Source organism: Piscicoccus intestinalis NBRC 104926, from assembly GCF_001515525.1.
Classification (GTDB): Bacteria; Actinomycetota; Actinomycetes; order Actinomycetales; family Dermatophilaceae; genus Kineosphaera; species Kineosphaera intestinalis.
Genome location: NZ_BCNQ01000008.1, coordinates 26,989 through 49,592, shown reverse-complemented (window position 1 = coordinate 49,592; position 22,604 = coordinate 26,989). Strand labels below are relative to the sequence as shown.

Annotated in this window: 20 protein-coding genes and 1 riboswitch; of the genes, 14 read left to right on the top strand and 6 right to left on the bottom strand. The window is 72.6% G+C overall.

Annotated features, from left to right (window positions below; translation table 11 throughout):
• The first annotated feature begins 25 nt into the window (after window positions 1-25).
• Together PINTE_RS02795 and PINTE_RS02790 are read left to right on the top strand one after the other, a co-directional pair.
• Window positions 26-2,035 (top strand): bifunctional copper resistance protein CopD/cytochrome c oxidase assembly protein, encoded by a 2,010-nt coding sequence (locus PINTE_RS02795; protein ID WP_245642766.1) that lies wholly within the window; start codon window positions 26-28, stop codon window positions 2,033-2,035.
• A gap of 256 nt (window positions 2,036-2,291) precedes the next feature.
• Window positions 2,292-3,332 carry a Rossmann-fold NAD(P)-binding domain-containing protein gene (locus PINTE_RS02790; RefSeq protein WP_084343153.1) on the top strand — a complete coding sequence of 347 codons (1,041 nt, stop codon included), beginning with the start codon at window positions 2,292-2,294 and terminating at the stop codon, window positions 3,330-3,332.
• 153 nt (window positions 3,333-3,485) lie between these two features.
• Here PINTE_RS02790 and PINTE_RS02785 read toward each other — a convergent pair whose 3' ends face one another.
• Window positions 3,486-4,568 (bottom strand): LLM class flavin-dependent oxidoreductase, encoded by a 1,083-nt coding sequence (locus PINTE_RS02785; protein ID WP_068425898.1) that lies wholly within the window; start codon window positions 4,566-4,568, stop codon window positions 3,486-3,488.
• Window positions 4,569-4,762: 194 nt separating this feature from the next.
• Here PINTE_RS02785 and PINTE_RS02780 point away from each other — a divergent pair, with 194 nt between their 5' ends.
• From PINTE_RS02780 to PINTE_RS02730, 11 genes are all read left to right on the top strand, one after another.
• Window positions 4,763-4,969 carry a DUF6458 family protein gene (locus PINTE_RS02780; RefSeq protein ID WP_068425896.1) on the top strand — a complete coding sequence of 69 codons (207 nt, stop codon included), beginning with the start codon at window positions 4,763-4,765 and terminating at the stop codon, window positions 4,967-4,969.
• 131 nt (window positions 4,970-5,100) lie between these two features.
• A complete protein-coding gene (locus PINTE_RS02775) occupies window positions 5,101-5,571 on the top strand; it encodes a precorrin-2 dehydrogenase/sirohydrochlorin ferrochelatase family protein (protein WP_068425893.1) in 471 nt (156 codons plus the stop codon).
• 153 nt (window positions 5,572-5,724) lie between these two features.
• The gene (locus PINTE_RS02770) at window positions 5,725-7,281 is read left to right on the top strand and encodes a carboxylesterase family protein (RefSeq protein WP_084343162.1); all 1,557 of its coding nucleotides are present in this window, start codon (window positions 5,725-5,727) and stop codon (window positions 7,279-7,281) included.
• A gap of 64 nt (window positions 7,282-7,345) precedes the next feature.
• A complete protein-coding gene (locus PINTE_RS02765) occupies window positions 7,346-9,070 on the top strand; it encodes a nitrite/sulfite reductase (protein ID WP_068425889.1) in 1,725 nt (574 codons plus the stop codon).
• A 61-nt stretch (window positions 9,071-9,131) separates the two neighbouring features.
• Window positions 9,132-9,869 (top strand): phosphoadenylyl-sulfate reductase, encoded by a 738-nt coding sequence (locus PINTE_RS02760; RefSeq protein WP_084343152.1) that lies wholly within the window; start codon window positions 9,132-9,134, stop codon window positions 9,867-9,869.
• Window positions 9,866-10,483 carry an adenylyl-sulfate kinase gene (gene cysC / locus PINTE_RS02755; RefSeq protein ID WP_157087042.1) on the top strand — a complete coding sequence of 206 codons (618 nt, stop codon included), beginning with the start codon at window positions 9,866-9,868 and terminating at the stop codon, window positions 10,481-10,483. The genes PINTE_RS02760 and cysC overlap by 4 nt, the downstream gene beginning before the upstream one ends.
• Complete coding sequence (gene cysD / locus PINTE_RS02750) at window positions 10,480-11,427, top strand: sulfate adenylyltransferase subunit CysD (RefSeq protein ID WP_217996471.1); 948 nt, start codon at window positions 10,480-10,482, stop codon at window positions 11,425-11,427. Before cysC ends, cysD begins: the two co-directional genes overlap by 4 nt.
• Window positions 11,427-12,761 (top strand): sulfate adenylyltransferase subunit 1, encoded by a 1,335-nt coding sequence (locus PINTE_RS02745; protein WP_068425886.1) that lies wholly within the window; start codon window positions 11,427-11,429, stop codon window positions 12,759-12,761. Before cysD ends, PINTE_RS02745 begins: the two co-directional genes overlap by 1 nt.
• Entirely contained in the window at window positions 12,746-13,489 is a 744-nt protein-coding gene (locus tag PINTE_RS02740) for a sirohydrochlorin chelatase (protein WP_084343149.1), read from the top strand. Before PINTE_RS02745 ends, PINTE_RS02740 begins: the two co-directional genes overlap by 16 nt.
• A gap of 102 nt (window positions 13,490-13,591) precedes the next feature.
• Complete coding sequence (locus PINTE_RS02735) at window positions 13,592-14,029, top strand: hypothetical protein (RefSeq protein ID WP_068425879.1); 438 nt, start codon at window positions 13,592-13,594, stop codon at window positions 14,027-14,029.
• Between the two features lie 339 nt (window positions 14,030-14,368).
• On the top strand, window positions 14,369-15,769 hold the full coding sequence (locus PINTE_RS02730; protein WP_068425975.1) for an NAD-dependent malic enzyme: 1,401 nt from the start codon (window positions 14,369-14,371) through the stop codon (window positions 15,767-15,769).
• Window positions 15,770-15,868: 99 nt separating this feature from the next.
• On the opposite strand, the gene moeB is transcribed toward PINTE_RS02730, so the two are convergent.
• The 4 genes from moeB to thiO form a co-directional block, all read right to left on the bottom strand.
• The gene (moeB, locus tag PINTE_RS02725; protein ID WP_068425876.1) at window positions 15,869-17,092 is read right to left on the bottom strand and encodes a molybdopterin-synthase adenylyltransferase MoeB; all 1,224 of its coding nucleotides are present in this window, start codon (window positions 17,090-17,092) and stop codon (window positions 15,869-15,871) included.
• Complete coding sequence (locus tag PINTE_RS02720; protein ID WP_068425874.1) at window positions 17,089-17,886, bottom strand: thiazole synthase; 798 nt, start codon at window positions 17,884-17,886, stop codon at window positions 17,089-17,091. The genes moeB and PINTE_RS02720 overlap by 4 nt, the downstream gene beginning before the upstream one ends.
• 1 nt (window position 17,887) lies before the next feature.
• Window positions 17,888-18,142 (bottom strand): sulfur carrier protein ThiS, encoded by a 255-nt coding sequence (thiS, locus tag PINTE_RS02715; protein WP_068425871.1) that lies wholly within the window; start codon window positions 18,140-18,142, stop codon window positions 17,888-17,890.
• Window positions 18,139-19,305, bottom strand: a complete 1,167-nt coding sequence (gene thiO, locus PINTE_RS02710; RefSeq protein WP_068425868.1) for a glycine oxidase ThiO — start codon at window positions 19,303-19,305, stop codon at window positions 18,139-18,141. The genes thiS and thiO overlap by 4 nt, the downstream gene beginning before the upstream one ends.
• Window positions 19,295-19,424: riboswitch (TPP riboswitch) on the bottom strand. Its footprint overlaps the gene before it by 11 nt.
• A gap of 330 nt (window positions 19,425-19,754) precedes the next feature.
• Between thiO and thiE the strand changes: the two genes are divergently transcribed.
• Window positions 19,755-20,456 carry a thiamine phosphate synthase gene (thiE, locus tag PINTE_RS02705; RefSeq protein WP_068425865.1) on the top strand — a complete coding sequence of 234 codons (702 nt, stop codon included), beginning with the start codon at window positions 19,755-19,757 and terminating at the stop codon, window positions 20,454-20,456.
• A gap of 153 nt (window positions 20,457-20,609) precedes the next feature.
• On the opposite strand, the gene PINTE_RS02700 is transcribed toward thiE, so the two are convergent.
• Window positions 20,610-22,499 carry an acyl-CoA dehydrogenase gene (locus PINTE_RS02700; protein WP_068425862.1) on the bottom strand — a complete coding sequence of 630 codons (1,890 nt, stop codon included), beginning with the start codon at window positions 22,497-22,499 and terminating at the stop codon, window positions 20,610-20,612.
• Window positions 22,500-22,604: the final 105 nt, after the last annotated feature.

Sequence of the window (22,604 nt, the reverse complement as noted above, 5' to 3'; positions counted from 1 at the left end):
GGTCACCCTATCTAGGCTGGCCGACATGACCACCCGGAGTCGCGTGAACCCTTCGGCCACGGCCTTGGGAGTGCTGCTGTGTTCCGGTGTGGTTGCCATGGCCCTGGCGGGCCTGTCGACCGGGGCGTTCACCGCGCTGACGGGGTTCGACGACGGGGGTGCCGTGGCCCGCTGGGGCATCCCGCTGTTCCGCACGGTCCACGATCTGGCGGCCGCGACCACGCTCGGCCTCCTGCTCCTGGCCGGCACGATCGTGCCGGAGCGGGCGTCGACCGACCGGCGCGGACGGGCCTGTCGGATCGCGGTGATCACCGGCGCCACCTGGACCGTCGCCGCCGTGCTCGTGCTGCTCCTCGTCGTCTCCAACGTCAGCGGCATCTCGATCGGCAGCCCCGACTACCTGCCTCAGCTGTCCCAGGTGTGGAGCATCGAACTCTTCCGGGTGCTGCTCATCGACGCCTGCCTGGCCGCCGTCGTCACCGTCGGCGCCGCCCTCTCCCGCAGCACCGTGGCCATGACCTGGTTCGCGGCGATCAGCCTCCTCGCGCAGGCGGTGCTCGCCCTCATCGGGCACGCCGCCGGGGCGGCCGCGCACGACGCCGCGGTCAACTCCCTGGCGCTGCACCTGCTCGGCGCGACGACCTGGCTCGGCGCCCTCGCCGCGATCCTGCTGCTGTGGCCGGCCCTCGGCGAGGCCCTGCCGGTCACCGTGCGTCGTTGCTCGGTGCTGTTCGCCTGGTGCTTCACCGCGGTCGCCGGCTCCGGCGTGCTCAACGCGACGATCCGGCTCGGTTCACCGGACGGGTTGACCACCCCCTACGGCGCCCTCGTCGTCATCAAGGCCGTGCTGCTCGTCGCCCTCGGCATCGCCGGCTGGGGCATGCGGGCCCGCATCATCTCGCGGCTCGAGACCGCCCGTGCGAGCGCCGAGATCCGCGGAGGCGGTGACACCCGCGGGGCCTTCGTCGGCCTGGCCCTCGTCGAACTCGGTCTCATGGGCGCGGCCGTGGGCATCGGCGTCGCGATGTCGCGCTCGGCGCCCCCGCTGCCGCAGGAGGTCGCCGACGACATCGTCGTGGCCGTCACCGGTTACCCGGCGCCGGCGGTGCCACCGGAGGGCTGGAACTGGTTCACGACGCTGCGCGTCGACTGGCTCTGGCTGCTCGTCGCGCTGCTCGCCATGGGCCTGTACCTCGCCGCCGTCGTGCGACTGCACCGGCGCGGCGACGCGTGGCCGTGGATGCGCACCGCCTGGTGGATCATCGGCTGGCTCGGCTTCCTGTGGGCCACCAACGGCGCCCCCGGCGTGTACGGGCGGCTCATGTTCTCGGCGCACATGCTCATGCACATGCTGCTCGCGATGGCGGTGCCCCTCGTGTTGTGCCTCGGCGCCCCGCTGACGCTGGCCGCCCGCGCCCTGCCGGCCCGGCGCGACAAGACGCTCGGCCCCCGCGAACTGATGCTCGCGACCGCGCACTCGCGGTGGATGAACTTCTGGGCCAACCCGGTCATCGCGGGCGTCAACTTCGCCGGTTCGCTCTACCTCTTCTACTTCACGCCGCTGTTCGAGCTGGCGCTGCGCACCCACACCGGGCACGTGCTCATGGTCACCCACTTCATGCTGGCCGGGTACGTCTTCGGCTGGGCCCTCGTCGGTGCCGACCCGGGCCCGAAGCGGTGGCCGCCGTCGCTGCGGCTGCTGCTGCTGTTCGTCACGATGAGTTTCCACGCGTTCTTCGGGGTCGCCCTGCTGAGCACCGCCGACGTGCTCGCGGGCGACTACTTCGGCCAACTCACCCTGCCGTGGCCGGTCGACCTGCACGCCGACCAGGTCGCCGGGGGCGCGCTGACGTGGGGCTTCGGCGAGGGGCCGATGTTGCTGCTGGCCATCTCGGTGGCCTACGTGTGGATGCGCAGCGACGAACACGAGGCCCGCCGGCGCGACCGGCAGGCCGCGCGGGACCACGACGCCGAGCTGGAGGCCTACAACGCCGAGCTCGCCCGTCTCGCGCAGCGAGATCGTCAGGAGCGCTAGGGAGTCCGCCCGTCCGGTCGCCCGCCGGCGCCGTCGCGGGGTCGACCGGGCCGCCCCGAACTGGCTCGTCTCGATGGGCGATACGCCCGTCTCGCTGTGCGTTCACTCGTTCGCAAAGAACCCTGTGGCTAATTTGGGGGTTCCGGCCCGCGTCGAGTCATGTCATCATGTGCGCAGCATGGGTCACTACGCCCGGCCGCGACCGACACGACGCGCACCACGCCCGCGCCCGTGCAGCTCGATGAGGAGATGCCCTGTGACCGCACAGCCGACGCTCTGGATGCGCCACGAAAGCCGCTTCCGCGAGAGGCGCGCGCCGCTGACCCCAGCCGATGCCGCGGCCCTCGTCGCCGACGGCATGCGTGTCGTCGTCGAGGAGTCACCGGCCAGAGTCTTCACCGACGAGGAGTACGAGGCCGCCGGCTGTCTCATCGCGCCGGCCGAGAGCTGGCCCGACGCCCCGGAGGGCGCCATCGTGCTCGGGCTGAAGGAGTTGCCGCCCGGCGAGACGCCCCTGCGCGACCACATCTTCTTCGGTGAGGCCTTCGACAGCGAGAAGGGCTCGGACCGCCTCCTACGTCGGTTCAGCACCGGTGGCGGCACGCTCTACGACCTCGAGACCCTCGTCGACGCCGACGGTCGCCGCCTCGCCTCGTTCAGCTACTGGGGCGGCTACCTCAGCGCCGCGCTCGCCGTCTTCGAGGCACGCCGCGAACTTCCCCGCGCGCTCCGCCCGACCGACCGGGCCAGCCTCGACCACGCCCTGGCGACCGGGGCGGGAGACGGGCTGCGTGCCGTCGTCACCGGCGCCAAGGGCCGCTCGGGCCGGGGTGCCTGCGACGCGCTCGCGGTCGCCGGCGTCGCCACGACCCGCTGGGATGTGGACGAAACCCGCGACATCGACACGGCGGCCCTGCTCGACCACGACATCCTCGTCAACGCCGCTCGGCCCACCGGTCCCTGCCAGCCCTTCCTCGTCGGCGACGACCTCGACCGGCCGGATCGGCGCCTGTCGGTGATCAGCGAGGCGCTCCCCACGGTGAGCCGGCGCTACGGCCTCGTGCCGCTGTATCACGAGCTGACGACCTGCGACTCCCCGGTGCGCGAGCTGCGCGGGGGAAGTCGCCCGGTGCGGCTCATCGCCGTCGACAACCTCGTCACGCTGCTGCCCCGCGAGGCCTCCACCGACTACTCCGCCGAACTGCGCCCGCTGCTCGCCACCCTGCCCGACGGCCAGGTCTGGCAGCGAGCCCGCGAGGAGTTCTGGCGCCACGCGCCGTCGCTGCTCGCGGTCTGAGCGCCCCGCAGCCGCACCGCCCGCACACACGTAGGGCCCGCCGATCGTTCGCATCGGCGGGCCCTTCGCAGCGGCGGGTCTTTCGCGGTGGCGAGCCCCTTGCCGGGGCGAGCCCTTTGCCGGCGCGGGCCCTGCGCGGCGGCGGGAGCGACGCTACTGCGCCGAGCGCGGAGCCAGCTGCGGAGCCGGCATCGCCCCCCACTCCTGCGCCAACAGCTCGTAGGAGCGCCGCCGCAACTGCGGGTCCCACGTGTAGGTGGTGGTGATCACCTCGTCGAGGTCGTGTTCGGCGACGAACGCCTCGATGCCGGCGACCACCTCGCCGGGGGTGCCCACGGCCCGCACCGCCTGGAAGGTGTCGGCGAACTGGAGGACCCGCGGGTCGAGGCTGTCGAGCACGCGCTCGTCCGGAGGCAGCAGCGGGCCCGGGTTGCCGCTGCGGATCTGAGCGGTCATGGCGATCGAGGAGGTGCGCAGGAGCTCCGCCTCCCGCGTGGTGGGGGCGGCGATGACGTTGATGCCGGCCATGACGTACGGCCGGTCGACCTGCGCGGTCGGGGCGTCGGCGTCGAAGTGCTCGCGGTAGTACGCCAGCGCCTGCCCGAGCTGCTCCGGCGCGAAGTGGCTCGCGAACGAGAACGGCAGGCCGAGGGCCGCGGCGACGCTCGCCCCGCCGAGGGAGGAGCCGAGCATCCACAGCGGCACGCGGGTGCCCTCGCCCGGCAGCGCCCGCACCCGCAGGTCGGGGGTCTGCTCGGCGGGCTGGAACCAGTCGTAGAGGTCGGTGACGTCCTTGGCGAACGAGTCGAGCTGGCCGGTGCTGCGGCGCAGGGCCGCCGCGGTCATCGGGTCGGTGCCGGGCGCGCGGCCCAGGCCGAGGTCGATGCGCGGTCCGTAGAGGGTGGCCAGCGTGCCGTAGTACTCGGCGACCATGAGCGGCGCGTGGTTCGGGAGCATGACTCCGCCCGATCCCACCCGGATGCGCGAGGTGGCGTTCGCGACGTGGGCCAACAGCACGGCCGTCGCCGAGCTCGCGAACGTGCGGCTGCCGTGGTGCTCGGCCATCCAGAACCGCGCGTACCCGAGGTCGTCGGCGAGGCGGGCCAGCTCGGTGGAGTCACGCAACGCCTGGGCCGCGTCGCTGCCCTGCGACACCGGCGCGAGATCGAGGATCGACAGGGGAACCCGACGGGTGCCGCTGCGGGACGTGGGGGAGGCGGGGGGCTGCGAACTCATGTCGACTGCAACCGGGCGAGCCCCTCGGATATGCCGTCGGTGATTGTCCCCCGGCGCGGGTCCCGCTGGCGTTCCGGGCCAGTCGGAGGCGGCGCACCGCCTCGAATTGCGGACGAATTCGACTGATGTGCGCGGGGCCTCGGTCGATAGGAGGGCGTCTGTGCCGCGCCGTCGATCGCCCCCTTGGAGGTGTCATGTCCATCGGAGTGGGAGTCTTCCTCCTCGCCGCCGGTGCCATCCTGTCGTTCGCCGTGCGCGACGGCGTGCCCGGCATCGACCTGGTCACCATCGGCTACATCCTCATGGCCGCCGGGGTGCTGACGATCGTGCTGTCGTTCGTCCTCGCCGCCCAGAGCCGCCGTCGCCTCAGCCGCCCCGACGACCCCTACACCCGCCCCTGACCCGCCCCACCCCCTTCCTTCTCCCGGCCGAAGGCTGCCCTTTCGGTCGAGGGCTCGGGTTACAACAGCAGCCCTCGACCGAAAGGGCAGCCTTCGGCCAGGAAAAAGGGGGGGCGTGGCAGCATGCGGGGGTGAGTTCGCGTGAACCCGCCTATCTCGTGGGGTTGCACCTGATCGGCCGTCGCGTGGTGGTCATCGGCGGCGGGCATGTCGTCGCCCGGCGGCTGCGCACGCTGCTCGCTTCCGGGGCCCGCGTGCACGTCGTCTCGCCGCGGCTCGAACCCGCCGTCGAGGCCGCCGCCCGCGCGGGAGAAATCACCTGGGAGCCGCGCGAATACCGAGGCGGCGACCTCGCTGACGCGTGGTACGCGATGGCGGCCACCGACTCCCCGGCGGTCAACGCGGCGGTCGTCGCGGAGGCCGAGACGCACCGGACCTTCTGCGTGCGCGCCGACGACGGCGACCTCGGGCAGGCCGTCACCCCCGCCACCGGCCGGCGCGGCGACGTGCAGATCGCGGTCGTGACCGGAGGCGACTTCCGGCTCTCGCGGCGGCTGCGGGACGAACTCGTCGACCGGCTCCCGCCGGAAGAAGCCCGCTGAGCCGGTGACTCGTCGGTAGCCCCAGGCAGCGGTACGCCCGGGTCGCGCGCGAGAATCGACCGAGTGAACGACGAGCCGATCGAGACGCAAGAGCCGACCGAGCCGCACGCGACCGGGCGGCTTGCGACCGAGTCGAACGGGGCCGAGTCGAACGTGACGGGGCAGCCGACCTTCCGGCCGCCGTGCGGACCCGTCGCCGGGTGGGCCGACGGCGACGTGCACCGGGCCACCGGCATCCCGTACGCGGCCGCCGACCGCTTCGAGCTGCCTGTGCCGCTGCCGGATCGGCGCAACACCGAGCCCCTGCAGGCGACGCAGTGGTCACCGCCGTGCCCGCAAGCTCCGGTGCCGTTTCTCGACGAGGTGCTCGGCGGCTGGGCCGTCGCGGAGTCGACGCGCACCGATGAGCACTGCCAGCGGTTGTCGATCACCATGCCCGCCGATCGCGGCGCGGGCGAACAGCTGCCGGTTCTCGTGTGGATCCACGGCGGCGCCTACGTCTCCGGCGCCGGCGACCTGCGCAACTGCGACCCCCGCGCCCTCGTGGCCGAGCAGCGCGTCATCGTCGTGACGGTCACTTACCGGCTCGGGCTGTTCGGCTATCTCGGCGGCGCGTACGGACGGCCGGCCAACCTCGGCCTGTTCGACCAGCTCGAGGCGGTGCGCTGGGTGCATCGCAACATCGCCGCGTTCGGCGGCGACCCGGCGCGCGTCACGCTCGTCGGGCAGTCGGCCGGAGGGGACGCCGTCGCCCACCTCATGGCTGTGCCGGGCGCGACCGGGCTCTTCGCCCGCGCGATCATCCAGAGTGCTCCGCTCGGCATCTCCCGCGGCCGCGCGGCGATGACGCAGGCGATGCAGTCGGCGCCGGGGCCGCTCGACCCGCAGGCCTCGACCGACGAACTCGTCGCCCGCCAGGAGGCGGTGTCACGCGCCGCCGCCCGGCACGGGCTGCGCTCGGCGATGCCGTTCGGACCGCAGTACGGCCACCCGCCGCTGCCCGCGGAGCGCGGAATCGACGCGGCCTGGGACGAGGTCGCGCCCCGGGTTCCGGTGCTCATCGGGTACACCAGCGAGGAGGCCCGGCTCTTCGTGCCGCGCATCGAGGCCCTGCAAAGCGCTCTGAGCCGGCCGCGCCTAGGCCCCGCCTTGCGCCGTGGGCTCGTGGGTGCCGCCACGGAGGCGGTGTACGGGCGGGCCGCCCGACGCTTCGCCCGCCGGCACGCGGCCGCGGGGGGCCAGGCGTGGCGGTATGTCATCGATTTCGGCGCCGACAACGCCGACAACGCCGACGATGCCGGCCACGCCGGCCACGCCGACAACGAGTGGGGCGCCGCGCACACCATCGACCTGCCGCTGCTCTTCGGCGGCGAACCGGCCTGGCGCACAGCGGCGCTCCTGACCGGGGTCGACTGGGCCGAGGTGGACCGGGCCGGGCGCGGGCTGCGCGCGATGTGGGCGGCCTTCGCTCGCGGCGAGGATCTGGGCGATCGCGGCGGCGTCGAAGCCGCCCTGCGGTACCGCCGCGTCGGGCGCTCCGGCCGCCGCGTCGGTCGATCCGGCGGTCGCGGAGGTCGATCCGGCGGCCGCCGCACGGGCCGGCCGCTCGACCGATCCGTCGGTCGCCGCATCGAGCACAGCACCGGCCGGCCTGGTGGGCCCGGTGGGCCCGGTGGGCCCGGTGTGCCCGGTGGCGCCCGAGTCGGCTGAGCACGGGGCGACCGATCCGTGGACACCTGGGCGAACCGTCTCCGCGCGTATATAAGCTCGCGGTATGGCCATCACAACCGAGGATTATGCGAAGCGCGAGGGTGCGCCCGCCGATCGCGGCGCTCGTCCCCGCCGCGGATCCGGCCGCCAGCCCCGACCCGAAGGACAGTGGGCGCTGGGGCAGCGCGACCCGTTGAACCACAACGAGGAATTCAAGCGCGACGACAACCCGCTCAACGTGCGCGCCCGCATCCTCGAGCAGTACGCCGTGCAGGGGTTCGACTCGATCCCCAGCGACGACCTGCGGGGGCGCTTTCGCTGGATGGGCCTGTACACGCAGCGTAAGCCCGGCATCGACGGTGGCCGCACCGCTCAGCTGGAGCCCGAGGAGCTCGACGACGTGCACTTCATGATGCGCGTGCGCGTCGACGGCGGCGCGCTGAGCCTGGCGCAGCTGGAGACGATCGCCGGCATCTCCACGGAGTTCGCGCGCGACAGCGCCGACATCACCGACCGGCAGAACATCCAGCTGCACTGGGTGCGCATCGAGGACGTCCCGGTCATCTGGGAGCGTCTGGCTGCGGTCGGCCTCGACACCACCGAGGCGTGCGGTGACTGCCCCCGCGTCATCCTCGGCTCACCGGTCGCCGGCGTGGCCGCGAACGAGGTCATCGACGCCGCCCCGGCGATCGCCCAGATCAAGGAGCGGTTCATCGGCGACCCGACGCTGTCGAACCTGCCGCGCAAGTACAAGACGAGCGTGAGCTGGTCCTGGGACGCGGTGCCCGAGATCAACGACATCAGCTTCGTCGGGGTCGAGCACCCCGAGTACGGCCCCGGCTTCGACGTGCTCGTCGGCGGCGGCCTGAGCACCAGCGCGCACCTGGCCGTGCGCCTGGGCGCCTGGGTGTCGCTGGAGGAGATCCCCGAGGTCTGGCACGCGGTCACGGCGTTCTTCCGCGACTACGGCTACCGTCGCCTGCGCAACAAGGCGCGTCTGAAGTACCTGGTACAAGACATCGGCGCCGAGAAGGTCCGCGAGATCCTCGAAACCGAGTACCTCGAGCGTGAATTCAAGAACGGCCCCGCCGCGCAGGCGCCGGCCGAGCCGCTCGACTACGTCGGCGTGCACGAGCAGAACGACGGCAACCGCATCGTCGGGTTCTCCCCGATCGCCGGGCGTGTCAGCGGCTCGATCCTGCAGCAGGTGGCCGACGCCGCCCGCGCCGCGGGGTCGGAGCGCATCCGCCTGACCCCGCTGCAGAAGCTTCTCGTGCTCGATGTCGCCCCGGAGAAGGTCGACGAGCTCATCGCCGCCGTCGAGCCGCTGGGCCTGCTGGCACGCGCCTCGACGTGGCGCCGCGGCACGCTGGCCTGCACGGGCCTGGAGTACTGCAAGCTCGCGATCGTCGAGACCAAGGGCCGCGCGGCCACCCTCGTCGGTGAGCTGGAGTCGCGGCTGCGCGACGTCGACCTGGAGAACCCGGTCAACGTCGGCCTCAACGGCTGTCCGAACAGCTGCGCCCGCATCCAGACCAGCGACATCGGCCTCAAGGGCCAGATCGTCACCGACGACGACGGCAACCAGGTCGAGGGCTTCCAGGTGCACCTCGGCGGCGGCCTCGGCCTCGACGCCGGATATGGGCGAAAGCTGCGCGGGCACAAGGTGACCGCGGCCGAGCTGCCGGAATATGTCGAGCGCGTCGTGCGTCATTACGCACAGGGCCACACCCCGGGCGAGCGATTCGCCCAGTGGGCACAGCGCGCCCCCGAGGACCAGCTCGTCTGAGGCGTCCTCGACCAGCCTTCGTAAGGACCGGCTCGCATCGCGCGACGCCAAGGAGACAAGCATGACTGCACAGATCAGTGGGCGACCTGTGCTGCGTTCGGCCGACGAACTGCAGCGGATCGTCGACGAGGGGATCGCCGAACTCGGCATCAGCGAGGGGCACGACGCCGACGCCCGCGACGTCATCGCATGGGCGGCGCGCACCTTCGGCAGCAAGTGGGCGCTGACCGCCTCCATGCAGGACACCGTGCTCGCGCACCTCGTCTCGCAGGTCGCGCCCGGCACCGACGTGCTCTTCCTGGAGACGGGGTACCACTTCCCGGAGACGCTGGCCACGCGCGACGCCGTGCGGGAGCGCTACGACGTCAACGTCGTCGACCTCGTGCCCGAGCAGACGCCCGCGCAGCAGGACGAGACGTACGGCAAGGACCTGTTCGGTACCAACCCCGACTTGTGCTGCCTCCTGCGCAAGGAGGCGCCGCTGGACGAGGCGATGGAGCGCTACGAGGCGTGGGGCAGCGGCATGCGCCGCGCGGAGGCCGTGACCCGCACGGGCGCCCCGCAGATCTCGTTCGACCTGCGGCGGCGCCGGGTGAAGGTCGCGCCGCTCGCGGCGTGGTCGGACGCCGACGTCGAGGCCTACGTCAAGGAGCACGACGTGATCATGAACCCGCTGCTCTCCCAGGGCTACCCGTCGATCGGGTGCGCGACCTGCACCCGCAAGGTGGCCCCCGGTGAAGACCCGCGCTCGGGCCGCTGGGCCGGCACGGGCAAGATCGAGTGCGGGATCAACCTGTGAGCGCGCCCGCCACCTCGGCTGCCGAGCGGACCACCGAGCGGACCACCGAGCGGACCACCGAGCGGACCACCGCGCCGAGCGTCCCGGGCGTGACGATCTGGCTCACCGGGCTGTCCGGTGCCGGCAAGTCGACGATCGCGTACGCGCTGGCCGACGAGCTGCGCGGGCGCGGCCGGCGCGTCGAGGTGCTCGACGGGGACGAGCTGCGCGAGGCCCTCTCGCCCGGGCTCGGCTTCAGCCGCGCCGACCGCGACGCCCACGTGGGGCGCGTCGGTTACCTCGCCCGCATGCTCGCCAAGCACGGCGTCATCGCCCTCGTGCCGGTCATCGCGCCCTATGAGGAGACCCGCGCCGCGGTGCGGGCCGGCCACGAATCTGATGGCACCGCCTACCTCGAGGTGCACGTGGCCACCCCCGTCGACGAATGTGCCCGGCGCGACGTCAAGGCGCTGTACGCCAAGCACGCCGCCGGTGAGGTCTCCTCGCTGACCGGGGTCGACGACCCCTACGAAGCCCCGACCGACCCCGACCTGCGACTCGACACGACCGGCACCGATCTGGCCGCCGACGTCGAGACGCTGCTGACCCTCCTGGCAGAAAGGCACCTGCTGTGACGCTGACAGCCGACCCGCAGACCAGCGGCGACGACGCGACCGCCGCGCCCACGCTGGACTATTCACTGCGCATGCTGGAGGCCGAGGGCATCCAGATCGTGCGCGACGTCGTCGCGGAGTTCGACCGGCCCGCGCTGCTGTTCTCCGGCGGCAAGGATTCGGCGGTCCTGCTGCACCTGGCCCGCAAGGCCCTGGCGCCGGCTCCGCTGCCGATCACGCTCGTGCACGTCGACACCGGGCACAACCTGCCCGAGGTCATCGAGTACCGCGACCGCGTTGTCGCAGAGGGTGGACACAACCTCGTCGTCGCCCACGTCGAGGACTGGATCGCCGACGGCCGCCTCGTCGAGCGCCCCGACGGCACCCGCAACCCGCTGCAGACCGTGCCGCTGCTTGACACGATCGTGCAGCACAAGTTCGACGCCGTGCTCGGCGGCGCGCGCCGCGACGAGGACCGGGCTCGCGCCAAGGAACGGGTGTTCTCGATCCGCGACGCGTTCGGCAGCTGGGACCCGCGCAATCAGCGCCCCGAGCTGTGGACGCTGTACAACGGCCGGCACGCCCCCGGCGAACACACCCGCGTGTTCCCGATGAGCAACTGGACCGAGCTCGACGTGTGGCGCTACATCGCCCAGGACAACGTGGAGCTGCCGAGCATCTACTACGCGCACCAGCGCGAGGTCTTCCTGCGCGACGGCATGTGGCTGACCCCGGGCCCGTGGTTCGGGCCCCGCGACGACGAGCGGCTGGAGACGCGCACGGTGCGTTACCGCACCGTCGGAGACGGGTCGTGCACCGGCGCCGTCGACTCCACCGCCACGACCCTCGACGACGTCATCGCCGAGATCTCGGTGAGCCGGCTCACCGAGCGTGGCGCCACGCGCGCCGACGACCGCCTCTCCGAGGCCGCCATGGAGGACCGCAAGCGAGAGGGCTACTTCTGATGAGCACCATCACCGCCGAGGCGGGTGCGACGGCGCCCGCGCAGGCCCGGCGCGAACTGCGCCTGGTCGTCGCGGGCTCGGTCGACGACGGAAAGTCGACGCTGGTCGGGCGGCTGTTGTTCGACACCAAGTCGATCCTGGCCGACCAGTACGAGGCGATCGAGAGCGCGAGCCGCCGCCGCGGCAGCGAGGACGTCGACCTCGCGCTGCTGACCGACGGTCTGCGCGCCGAGCGCGAGCAGGGCATCACCATCGATGTCGCGTACCGCTACTTCTCGACGCCCAAGCGCAGCTTCGTGCTCGCCGACACCCCCGGCCACACGCAGTACACCCGCAACACGGTGACCGGCGCGTCGACGGCGCAGGCAGCGCTCGTGCTCGTCGACGCCCGCAACGGCGTGCTCGTGCAGACCCGTCGCCACCTGGCGGTCATGGCGCTGCTGCGGGTGCCGAACGTCATCGTCGCCGTCAACAAGATGGACGCGGTCGACTGGAGCCAGGAGCGTTTCGACGAGGTCGCCCGCGACGTCGTCGAGGTGGCCGAGTCGCTCGGCCTGAGCAACCTGCAGGTGCTGGCCGTCTCGGCGCTGACCGGTGAGGGCGTCGTCGAGCCGGGCCCGTCGTGGAGCGACGAGCCGCCGCTGCTGCAGATCCTCGAGGATCTCGACGTGCGCACCGAGGAGCTGCCGCTGCGGCTGCCGGTGCAGCTGGTCGTCCGGCCGCGCACCGCGGAGCACCCCGATTACCGAGGGCTGGCCGGCCGGATCGCCTCCGGCGCGGTGGCGGTCGGGGAGGACGTGCTGGTCACCCCCGGCGGGCTGCGTTCGCGGGTCACCGGCATCGACACGCCGTGGGGCCCGGTGGAGCGGGCCAGTTCGGGCGATTCGGTGACCGTGCTGCTCGCCGACGAGCTCGACGTGGGCCGCGGTCAGGTGCTCAGCCACGTCAAGGGCGTGCCGCAGGAGGTGCGGGAGATTTCCGGCACCGTCGCGTGGCTCGCCGAGCGGCAGGGCGTTGCGGGCGCGCGTGTGCTCGCCAAGGTCGGGACCGCGACCGTGCGGGCCATCGTCCGCGAGGTCGGGGCGCACTGGGATCTGGACGCCTCGGCGTGGGTCTCCCACGGGCGCCCGATCGGGCTCAACGACATCGCCCGCGTCGAGGTGCAGCTGGCCGAGCCGGTCGCGGTCGACGACTACGTGCGGCTGCGCGAGACCGGCGCGTTCATCCTCATCGACCCGAACACCGGGGCCACCCTGGCCGCCGGCATGGCTGGCCCGCCCGGGTTCGGCATCCTGCCCAAGGACCAGGAGGACGACGAGTGGCTCAGCCCGTGACGTCGAGCCGCCCCGCCCGCTCGACGCGCCCGACGCTGCTGCTCGTCGGGCACGGCAGTCGCGACCCGCGTTCGGCGCAGGCCCTGCGTGACCTGCGCGAACGGGTGGCCGCGCGGGCAGGGGGCCGTGTCGAGCTCGCCTTCCTGGAGCTGTCCGAACCGCTGCTGGAAGACGTGCTCGCCGGGTTGCGCGGCGAGGTGCGCATCGTGCCGCTGCTGCTGGGCACCGCGTTCCACGCCACCGACGACCTGCCGGGGCGCGTGCAGGAGGCGCTCGCCGGCCGCCGCGACGTCAGCGTGGGGATCGGGAACGCGCTCGGCCCGCATCCGCTGCTCGACGCCGCCGTCGCCGCCCGCGCCCGCGACCTCGTGGCGCAGGGGCACGAGGGCGTCGTGCTGCTCGGCACCGGCTCCTCGCACGAGTCGGCGAACCGCGAGGTGCACGCCGTGGCCGAGCGGATCCAGCGCGCACTGGGCGTGCCGGTGCGGGCCGCCTTCGTCACCCGGGGCGCCAGCCTGGAGACCGTCGTGGAGTCGGTGCGCTCGCGCGGCGCGAGCCGCCTCGCGGTCGTGCCGTGGTTCCTCGCGCCGGGCCGGCTGCTCGATGCCGGCGCCCGGCGCGCGAGTGCGGCGGGGGTGGACGCCCTGGCGCCACCGCTGGCCGACGACGACCGCCTCGTCGACGTCGTGTTGTCGCGTGCCGCCGTCTCCCTGACTCTGGCGGCGTGACTCTGGCGGCCTGACGCTCGGCACTCTGTCTCCAGCCCCCGTTATCCACAGGCCTGTGGATAACGGGGGCTGAGTGTGTCGTGGGCGCGGCATCGTGGGGGCATGAGTTTTCAGGATCTTCCTCCCGGATGGGCCGAGCGCCCGATCAGTGACCCCGACATCCTCGCCGACGTCGTCGACCTGTGCGCGAGCATGGAAAGCCGGTTCAGCGGCGCCCTGTACCTGCTGCTGTGCGGGCCCGACGGGCGGATGCACCAGCCCATCGCGATCGACCGGTGGGATTTCGACGAGCCGTCACCGACGCAACGCGCGACGCTGGCTCCGCTACTGGAGGGCGTCGCGCAGGCTCGCGTCGCGCCGCGGTTGGTGGCGGTCATCGCCCACCGCGGCCGCCCCGAGCCGACCGGCAACGACCTGCAGTTCGCGGCGGTGCTGCGCGAACAGGTGGCCGCGGCCGGTCTCCGGCTCGACGGGCTCGCGATCGCGACCCCGCTGGGCATCTGGCTGTTCCGGCGCGACGCGCTCTCCGCCGCCGCCTGAGCCGTCCCGCGCCGGTCGCTCCCGGGCTTCGAGGGTTCCTCCCCGGGCCGCGCCGGTCGCTCCCGGGCCGCGCCGGGTCGTTCGCGGTCCGAGCCAGGCCCGGTTCGCGGGCTGAGACGGGACACCGGCGGGCTCTCTGGACACGCCTGACTCGACCGAACACCTGCGATCGCCGGTGTCCCGTCGACGAGCCGGTGTCCGGTCGGGGAGCCGGTGTCCCGTCGACGAGCCGGTGTCCGGTCGACGAGCCGGTGTCCCGTCGTGGAGCCGGTGTCCTGTCGGCGGCCGGACCCTGACGGCGCCGTCGGGGCGGCCGACAGTAGCCTTCGGGCTATGTCGATGACGCCAACCCCGACCCCCGCCTACTCCATTCACATGCGGGTGCGCATGGTCAACCGGCCCGGCACGCTCGGGCGCCTCGCCGTGGCGATCGGCGAGGTCGGCGCGAACATCACGGGGCTGGAGGGATTCGTCGTCAAGACCTCGCACCTCACCGACGACCTCGTCGTCTACTGCGGCAGCGAGGCCCACCAGCGGCAGGTGCGCGCGGCGATCGAGGCGCTCGACGGCGTGGAGATCCTGGAGTGGAACGACCGCACCTTCCGGATGCACGAGGGCGGCAAGATCGAGGTCTCGGGCACCTCGCCGCTGGTCGACATGGACGACCTCGCGATGGCCTACACGCCCGGCGTGGCCCGCGTGTGCATGGAGATCGCAGAGAACGAGGAGTCGTCGCACGACTTCACGATCCGGCGCAACACGGTCGCGATCGTCTCCGACGGCACGGCGGTGCTCGGGCTCGGCGACATCGGTCCGCACGCCGCGATGCCGGTGATGGAGGGCAAGGCGATGCTCTTCAAGCACTTCGGCGGCGTCGACGCGTTCCCGCTGTGCGTCGACACCAAGAGCCCCGACGAGATCGTCGATCTCGTCACCAAGGTGGCGCCGACGTTCGGCGGCATCAACCTCGAGGACATCGCGGCACCGGGCGCGTTCGAGATCGAGGAGCGGCTCATCGAGGCGCTCGACATCCCGGTCTTCCACGACGACCAGCACGGTACGGCGATCGTCGCGGTCGCGGCGCTGCACAACGCGCTGCGGCTCGTCGGCAAGCGGCACGAGGATCTCAAGGTCGTCGTCGCCGGAGTCGGTGCGGCCGGGGTCGCGGTGAGCAAGATGCTCATGGCGGCCGGGGTCCGCAACATCATCGGTGTCGACCGGCAGGGCGCGGTGCACACCGGCCGGGAGGACCTCAACGCCAGCAAGCAGTGGTTCGCCGGCAACACGAATCCGAACCGGCTCGCGGGCACGATCACCGACGTCATCGCCGGCGCCGACGCGTTCGTCGGGCTCGCCGGCCCGAACCTGCTGACGGTCGAGGACGTGCGCTCGATGACCGACGACCCGATCGTCTTCGCGATGGCCAACCCCAACCCGGAGATCCGTCCGGAGCTCATTGCCGACATCGCCGCCGTCATCGCGACGGGTCGCAGCGACTTCCCGAACCAGATCAACAACGTGCTCGCGTTCCCCGGCGTGTTCCGCGGCGCCTTCGACGCGAGGGCGCGGCGCATCACCGAGAACATGAAGTCGGCCGCGGCCGCTGCGATCGCCGGCGTCGTCGGCGACGACCTGGCGCCCGACTACATCGTGCCCTCGGCGTTCGACGAGCGCGTCGCGCCCGCCGTGTCCGCCGCCGTCGCGCAGGCAGCCCGCCAAGACGGCGTCTGCCGCCCCTGACCGCCGCGACCGCCAGTGCGTTCACCGTTTCGGTGGGGGCGAGCCCGTGACGCCACGCTCGATCTTCGCCAGCGTGAGTTCGCAGGCGGGGTGGCGAACTCAGCCTCCGGTCGGATCGCTGGCGTGCTCGGCGGTCCAGGCGTTGTAGCCGCCGAGCAGGTGCCGCACGTCGATGTACCCGTGCGCCAGGAGGTGGTCGAGCACCTGGCCGGAGCGGGCGCCAGCGGCGCAGTGCAGCAGGAGCGGCCGGTCGCGGGGGAGTTCGACGGCGCCGGAAAGGATCTCGTCCTTGGGCACGAGCCGGGCGCCGTCGATGTGGCCGAGGTCCCACTCGACCTGTTCGCGCACGTCGACGAGGTCGACGGAGTTCTCGCCGCGCGCGCGGGCCGCGAGCAGCTCGTCGAACGCGGCGACGTCGAGTTCCGAGCCCAAGGGGCGCTCCGGCCCGCTATCGGTGGGCGCCGAGCCCGGCACCGCGCAGTAGTCGCCGACCGCGACGAGTTCGCGCACCGGCTCCCGCGCCGGGTCGGGGCGGATCGCCAGGTCGTGCCAGGTCGCGTCGAGGGCGTCGTAGATGAGCAGCCGCCCGACGAGGGTGCGCCCGACGCCGGTGATGAGCTTGACCGCCTCCGTGCCCATCGCCGCGCCGATCGCCGCGCACAGCACCCCGAACACCCCCGCCTCCGCGCACGACGGCACGAGCGCCGGATCGGGCGGGTCGGGAAAGACGTCGCGGTACACCGGCCCGCGGCCCGGCCAGAACACGCTGACCTGACCGTCGAAGCGCAGGATCGACCCCCACACGCACGGCGTGCCGGTGATCTCGCAGGCGTCGGCGACGAGGTAGCGGGTCGCGAAGTTGTCCGCGCCGTCGAGCACGAGGTCGTAGCCGGAGACGATGTCCAGCGCGTTCTGCACCGTCAACCGCTCCTGGTGGGTGATGACCTCGATCGCCGGGTCCAGCCGTCCGATCGCGTCGCGGGCCGACTCCACCTTGGGGCGGCCGACGTCGCCGACGCCGTGCACCACCTGGCGTTGCAGGTTCGACTCCTCGACCACGTCGTCGTCGATGACCCCGATCGTGCCGACCCCGGCCGCCGACAGGTACAGCAGCGCGGGCGATCCCAGCCCTCCCGCGCCGATGATCAGCACCTTCGCGGCGAGCAGTCGGCGCTGCCCCTCGATGCCGATGCCCGGCAGGATCGCGTGCCGCGAATAGCGGCGGGCCTGCTCGGGAGTCAGCTGCGGGCCCGGCTCCACGAGCGCGGGCAGCGTCGGCGGCGTCCAGCGCGCGGAGGCCGGGGCGGGGGTCCTCGCGCTCACAGGTCGGGCCGCCCGTCCATCGGCGACGACGCCAGCGCGTGTTCCCGCTTGGGGATGCGCCCCGCGTGCCGCGCCAGCCAGCCCGCCGCGACCGCGTGCCGGAACGCCGCACCCATCCGGCCCGGGTCGTGCGCCCGGGTCACCGCGGTCGCCAACAGCACCGCGTCGCACCCGAGTTCCATCGCCAGGGCCGCGTCGGAGGCGGTGCCGATGCCCGCGTCGAGCACGATCGGCACCTGCGCCCGCGACACGATGAGTTCGATGTTGTGCGGGTTGAGGATGCCGAGCCCGGTGCCGATCGGCGCGCCGAGCGGCATGACCGCCACGCACCCCAGCTCCTCGAGGCGCAGCGCGGTGACCGGGTCGTCGTTGGTGTAGGCGAAGACCTTGAAGTCCTTGGCGACGAGTTGCTCGGCGGCCTCGAGCAGCTCCGGCGCGTCGGGCAGCAGCGTCGTCTCGTCGGCGATGACCTCGAGCTTGACCCAGTCGGTCTCCAGCGCCTCGCGCGCCAGCTCGGCGGTCAGCACCGCCTCGCGGGCCGTGAAGCAGCCGGCGGTGTTCGGCAGGATGCGGATGCCGCGGTCGGTCAGCAGCTCGAAGAGCGAGCCCGCCTGGCTCGGGGTGTAGCGGCGCATCGCGACGGTCGTCAGCTCGGTGCCCGATGAGTCGAGCGCGGCGGCCAGCGCGTCGAGACTGGGAATGCCGCCGGTTCCGAGGATGAGCCGGGAGGTCAGGGTGATGTCGTCGACGACGAGCGGCTCGACGTCGACGTCGGCGGGGGCGGTCAGGCTCACGTCAGCCTCCCTGCACGGCGGTGACGACCTCGACGGCCTGGCCCGCCTCGAGCGGAGTGGAGCTCCAGGAGGCGCGGGGGACGAGCGCTCCGTCAACGGCGAGCGCGATGCCCAGGCCCGCGCCCTGCGTGGGCCGTCCGTCGGCGCCGACCTCACGGCCGGTGAGCTGCTGCACGAGGTCGCGGCAGGTGGCGCCGGCCGGCAGCGTGCGGGACTCCTCGTTGACGGTGATCCTGACGTCGGTGGCAGTGTTCACGCGGACTCCTTCGTCTGTCTCTCGCGCGGTCGGGTGAAGCGGGTGGGGTCGAACGGGCTCAGGTCGGGCAGCGGCGACTCGACGTCGAGCCGGAGCAGGTGGGCGACGGCGTCGGCGACGGCCGGAGCGAGCAGGATGCCGTTGCGGTACGTGCCGGTGGCGGCGACGAGGCCGGGCACCGGCAGGGGCCCGAGCAGGGGCGCGTTGTCGGGGGTTCCGGGGCGGGCCCGGGCCACGGTCTCCACGAGGGCGAACTCGGCGAGCGCGGGCAGCAGCCGGATCGCGTCGCGCAGCAACTCGTGCACGCCGCCCGCGCTGACCCGGGGGTTGCCGTCTTCTCGGCTCGTCGCGCCGAGCACGAGCGAGCCGTCGGCGCGCGGCACGAGGTAGGCGGGCTTGCCGGCGACCAGCGCTCGGATCGTGCCGGTGACCTGGCCGCGCAGGCTGGCCGGGGCGTCGAGCCGCAGCACGTCACCGTAGATCGGGCGCAGCGCCCCCCGCAGGTCGACGCCGGTGTCGGCGACGTCGCGGGCGCCGACGCCGGCGGTGAGCACGACCCGGTCGGCGTTCAGGTGTGTGCCGTCGTCCAGCTGCACCCCGCTGACGGCGCCCGTGGAGGCGGTGACCGCGGCCGCCCGCCGCTCGACGAACTCGACGCCGGCTCCCCGCAGGGCCTGCAGCAGGGCCTGCGCGAGCACGCGCGGGTCGACCTGGTGGTCGCCCTCGACGAGAAACGCACAGGACAGTGTGGGGGACAGGAGCGGTTCGAGCCGGCGCGCCTGCCGGGTCGTCAACCGCTCCATGCTCAGCCCGAGGCCGATCGTCAGGTCGAACAGGTCGCCCAGGCTGCCGCGGTCGGCGGCGTCGGCACCGACGACGAGCGTGCGGGTGTCGCGATAACCGACCTCGCCGCGATCGCGGCCCAGGGCCGCGGCGACCTCGTCGACGAACGCCGGATACCGGGTGGCCGACGCGAGCCCGAGGCGCCCGAGGGCCTCCTCGCGGTAATACGTCTCGGCGACCGGCGCGAGCATCCCCGCGGCGGCGTGGGTGGCCCCGCTGGCCGGAGCCGGGTCGACCACCGTGACCTCGGCGCCCGCGGCGCGCAGCCGCCAGGCCGTCGCGAGCCCGACGAGACCGGCCCCGATGACGATGGTGCGCATCCACCCTCCCTTCGCCGGCATGATCCGGGCAGGTTCGAGCGGTCGGCGCCCGCCGGGCGCCCTCTCAGCCACCGGGCCGGTCACATCGACCGCGCGTCGTGGCTCCCGCGGATGTTCCACCGTATCGCCGCCCGCGGCTCGCGGCAGCACCGACCCGGAGCCGGGCCGCCCTCAGGTTGCTTGCGTGGAACCTCCCGGGTGTTTTGGGGCTCGCCGTCGTCGTCGGGGCGTGTCCGACACACCTGCAGGCCGAGGTGCCCCGCCGAGGATTCGCCAGATCGACTATCGCGACATCGGCCCGAGCTGCCTTCCACAGCGAAAGCGCAGGTCACAGCATCGGCCTGCGCGGCCGCCTCGGAGCGCGGTAGTCGAAACGGCGAATCCCGACGGAGCCCGCCGTCGTACAGTGCCAGGGTTGGCGAAGGACGCGACGAAAGGAGGCAGCCCTGATGACGGCATTCGAGGAGGCGGGCCCGGCCACGAACGCCCTCCGCGACCGGCTGGCGCAGGCGCACCTGTACCTGTGCACCGACGCGCGCGAGGCCCGCGGCGACTTCGACGCCTTCGTCGCGGCCTGCTTCGCCGGCGGCGTCGACATCATCCAGCTGCGCGACAAGTCGCTGGAGGCCGCCCGCGAGCTGGAACTGCTCGAGGTGCTCGCCCGCCGCGCGCGGGAGGCGGGCGCGCTGTTCAGCGTCAACGACCGCGCCGACCTCGCCGTGCTCGCCGGCGCCGACGTGCTGCACGTCGGGCAGGGCGACCTCACCCCCGCCCAGTGCCGCCGCCTGGCGCCCGGTGCTCTCGTCGGCCGCTCCACCCACGACGAGACGCAGCTGGCCGCCGCCCGCGACGACGCCGACGTCGACTACTTCTGCGCCGGCCCGGTGTGGGCCACCCCCACCAAGCCGGGGCGTCCCGGGGTCGGACTCGAGCTCGTGCGCGCGGCGGCCCGCCCGGGCGCCGGCTCGGGAGCCGGTGCCGGACCCGGCGTCGCCGTGAAGCCGTGGTTCGCCATCGGGGGTATCGACGAGACGAACCTGGGCCAGGTCGTCGACGCCGGAGCCACCCGCGCGGTCGTCGTCCGCGTGCTCACCGAGGCCGACGACCCGCAGGCCGTGGCAACCCGGCTCCGGGGTCGTCTGACGAGCTGAATCTGTCCGCCGATTGGACTTATCCGTCGTTCAGGGTTCCTGTGCGACAGGATCATTGGGTAGCCGGCGTCCTCGGGGGGCGCCGGCTCCCTTGTATCAGGCGGTTGCTGCACCGGCCGGTCGCGACCGACGCCCCCACGAGCGCCCGTCGGATCAGAAGGCCGCCTCGGGCAGGTCCATGAGCGCGTTGTCGGTGTGGGTGGCGATGTCGCGCTCGCCGGCGATGAGCGGCAGGACGGTGCGGGCGAAGAAGCGGGCCGCGGCGACCTTGCCGGTGTAGAAGTTGCGGTCGGCCTCCGAGATCTGGTCGCGGCCCAGGGCCGCCAGCGCCACCTGCGCCTGGCGCAGCAGCAGCCAGCCGATCATCACGTCGCCCGCGGTCATCAGCAGGCGGGTGGTGTTCTGCCCGACCTTGTAGAGGTTGCGCGGGTCGTTGTCCTCGCCGGTGCGCGGGTCGGACTTCATGAGCTCGCCGACCATGAACCCGAGGATGGCCTGCACGTCTTCGCCGGCGCGGCCGAGCAGCTTACGCTCGGTAGCCAGTTCGGCGGGACCATCGGTGACGAACGCCTGGATCTGCTCGGCGACGTGCCCGAGAGCCCCGCCCTTGTCGCGCACGATCTTGCGGAAGAAGAAGTCCATGCCCTGGATCGCGGTCGTGCCCTCGTAGAGGGTGTCGATCTTGGCGTCGCGCACGTACTGCTCGATCGGGTGGTCCTGCAGGAAGCCCGAGCCGCCGAGGGTCTGCAGCGACTCGGTGCCGAGCAGCACCCACGCCCGCTCCGACCCGACTCCCTTGACGATCGGCAGCAGCAGGTCGTTGACCCGCATCGCCATGTCGACCTCGGAGCCGGGCTCGGCGTCCATACCGGGCTCGGTGTGCACACCCTCGCTCGACATCTCGTGCCGGGCGATGAGGTCCTGCAGGGAGGCGGTGTACAGCACGAGCGCGCGCATTCCCTCGGCGTAGGCCTTCTGCAGCATGAGCGAGCGACGCACGTCGGGGTGGTGGGTGATCGTCACGCGCGGCGCGGACTTGTCGGCCATCTGCACGAGGTCGGCGCCTTGCACCCGCTCCTTGGCGTACTCCAGCGCGTTGAGGTAACCGGTCGACAGGGTGGCGATCGCCTTGGTGCCCACCATCATCCGGGCGTACTCGATGACCCGGAACATCTGGGCGATGCCGTCGTGCACGTCGCCGACGAGGGTGCCGATCGCCGGCTCCTTCTCGCCGAAGTGCAGTTCGCACGTCGTGGAGACCTTCAGGCCCATCTTGTGCTCGACGTTTGTCACATACACGCCGTTGCGCTCACCGAGCTCGCCGGTCTCGGGGTCGACGTGGAACTTCGGCACGTAGAACAGCGACAGGCCCTTCGTGCCGCCGCTCGCGCCCTCCGGGCGGGCCAGCACGAGGTGGATGATGTTGTCACTCATGTCGTGTTCGGCGCTCGTGATGAAGCGCTTGACGCCGGTGATGTGCCACGTGCCGTCGGGCTGCTGCACCGCCTTGGTGCGGCCGGCGCCGACATCGGAGCCCGCCTCCGGCTCGGTGAGCACCATCGTCGAGCCCCACTGCTTCTCGACCATGTGGGCGGCGATCTTCTTCTGCTCCTCGTTGCCGAGTTCGTAGAGGATCGAAGCGAATCCGAAGCCGGCCGTGTACATGTACAGGGCGGGGTTGGCGCCGAGAACGAGTTCGGCCACGGCCCAGCGCAGCGACGGCGGGGCGACCGTGCCGCCGAGGTCGCCGTGCACGTTGAGCATGCCCCAGCCCGCGTCGACGTACGCCTTGTAGGAGCGCTTGAACGACTCCGGAAGCGTGACCGTGCCGGTCTCGCGGTCGAAGACCGGGGGGTTGCGGTCGGAGTCGAGCAGGCTGTCGCCCAGCTCGTTCTCCGCGAGCCGGGCCACCTCGCCGAGGATCTCGCGGGCCACGTCGCCGTCGACCTCGCTGAAGGGCCCGTGCCCGAGAAACTCGTCGCGGCCCAGCACCTCGAACAGGTTGAAGGTCAGGTCGCGGACGTTGCTCTTGTAGTGGCTCACGGGCACCCCTTCGTCACGGCACGGCGCCGCCCGGCGCCTGTGTTACTCGTCAGTAACTTGATTGTGCACACCGAGCGGGCTCCGGGCAAGCCGGGTGGTGTGGAT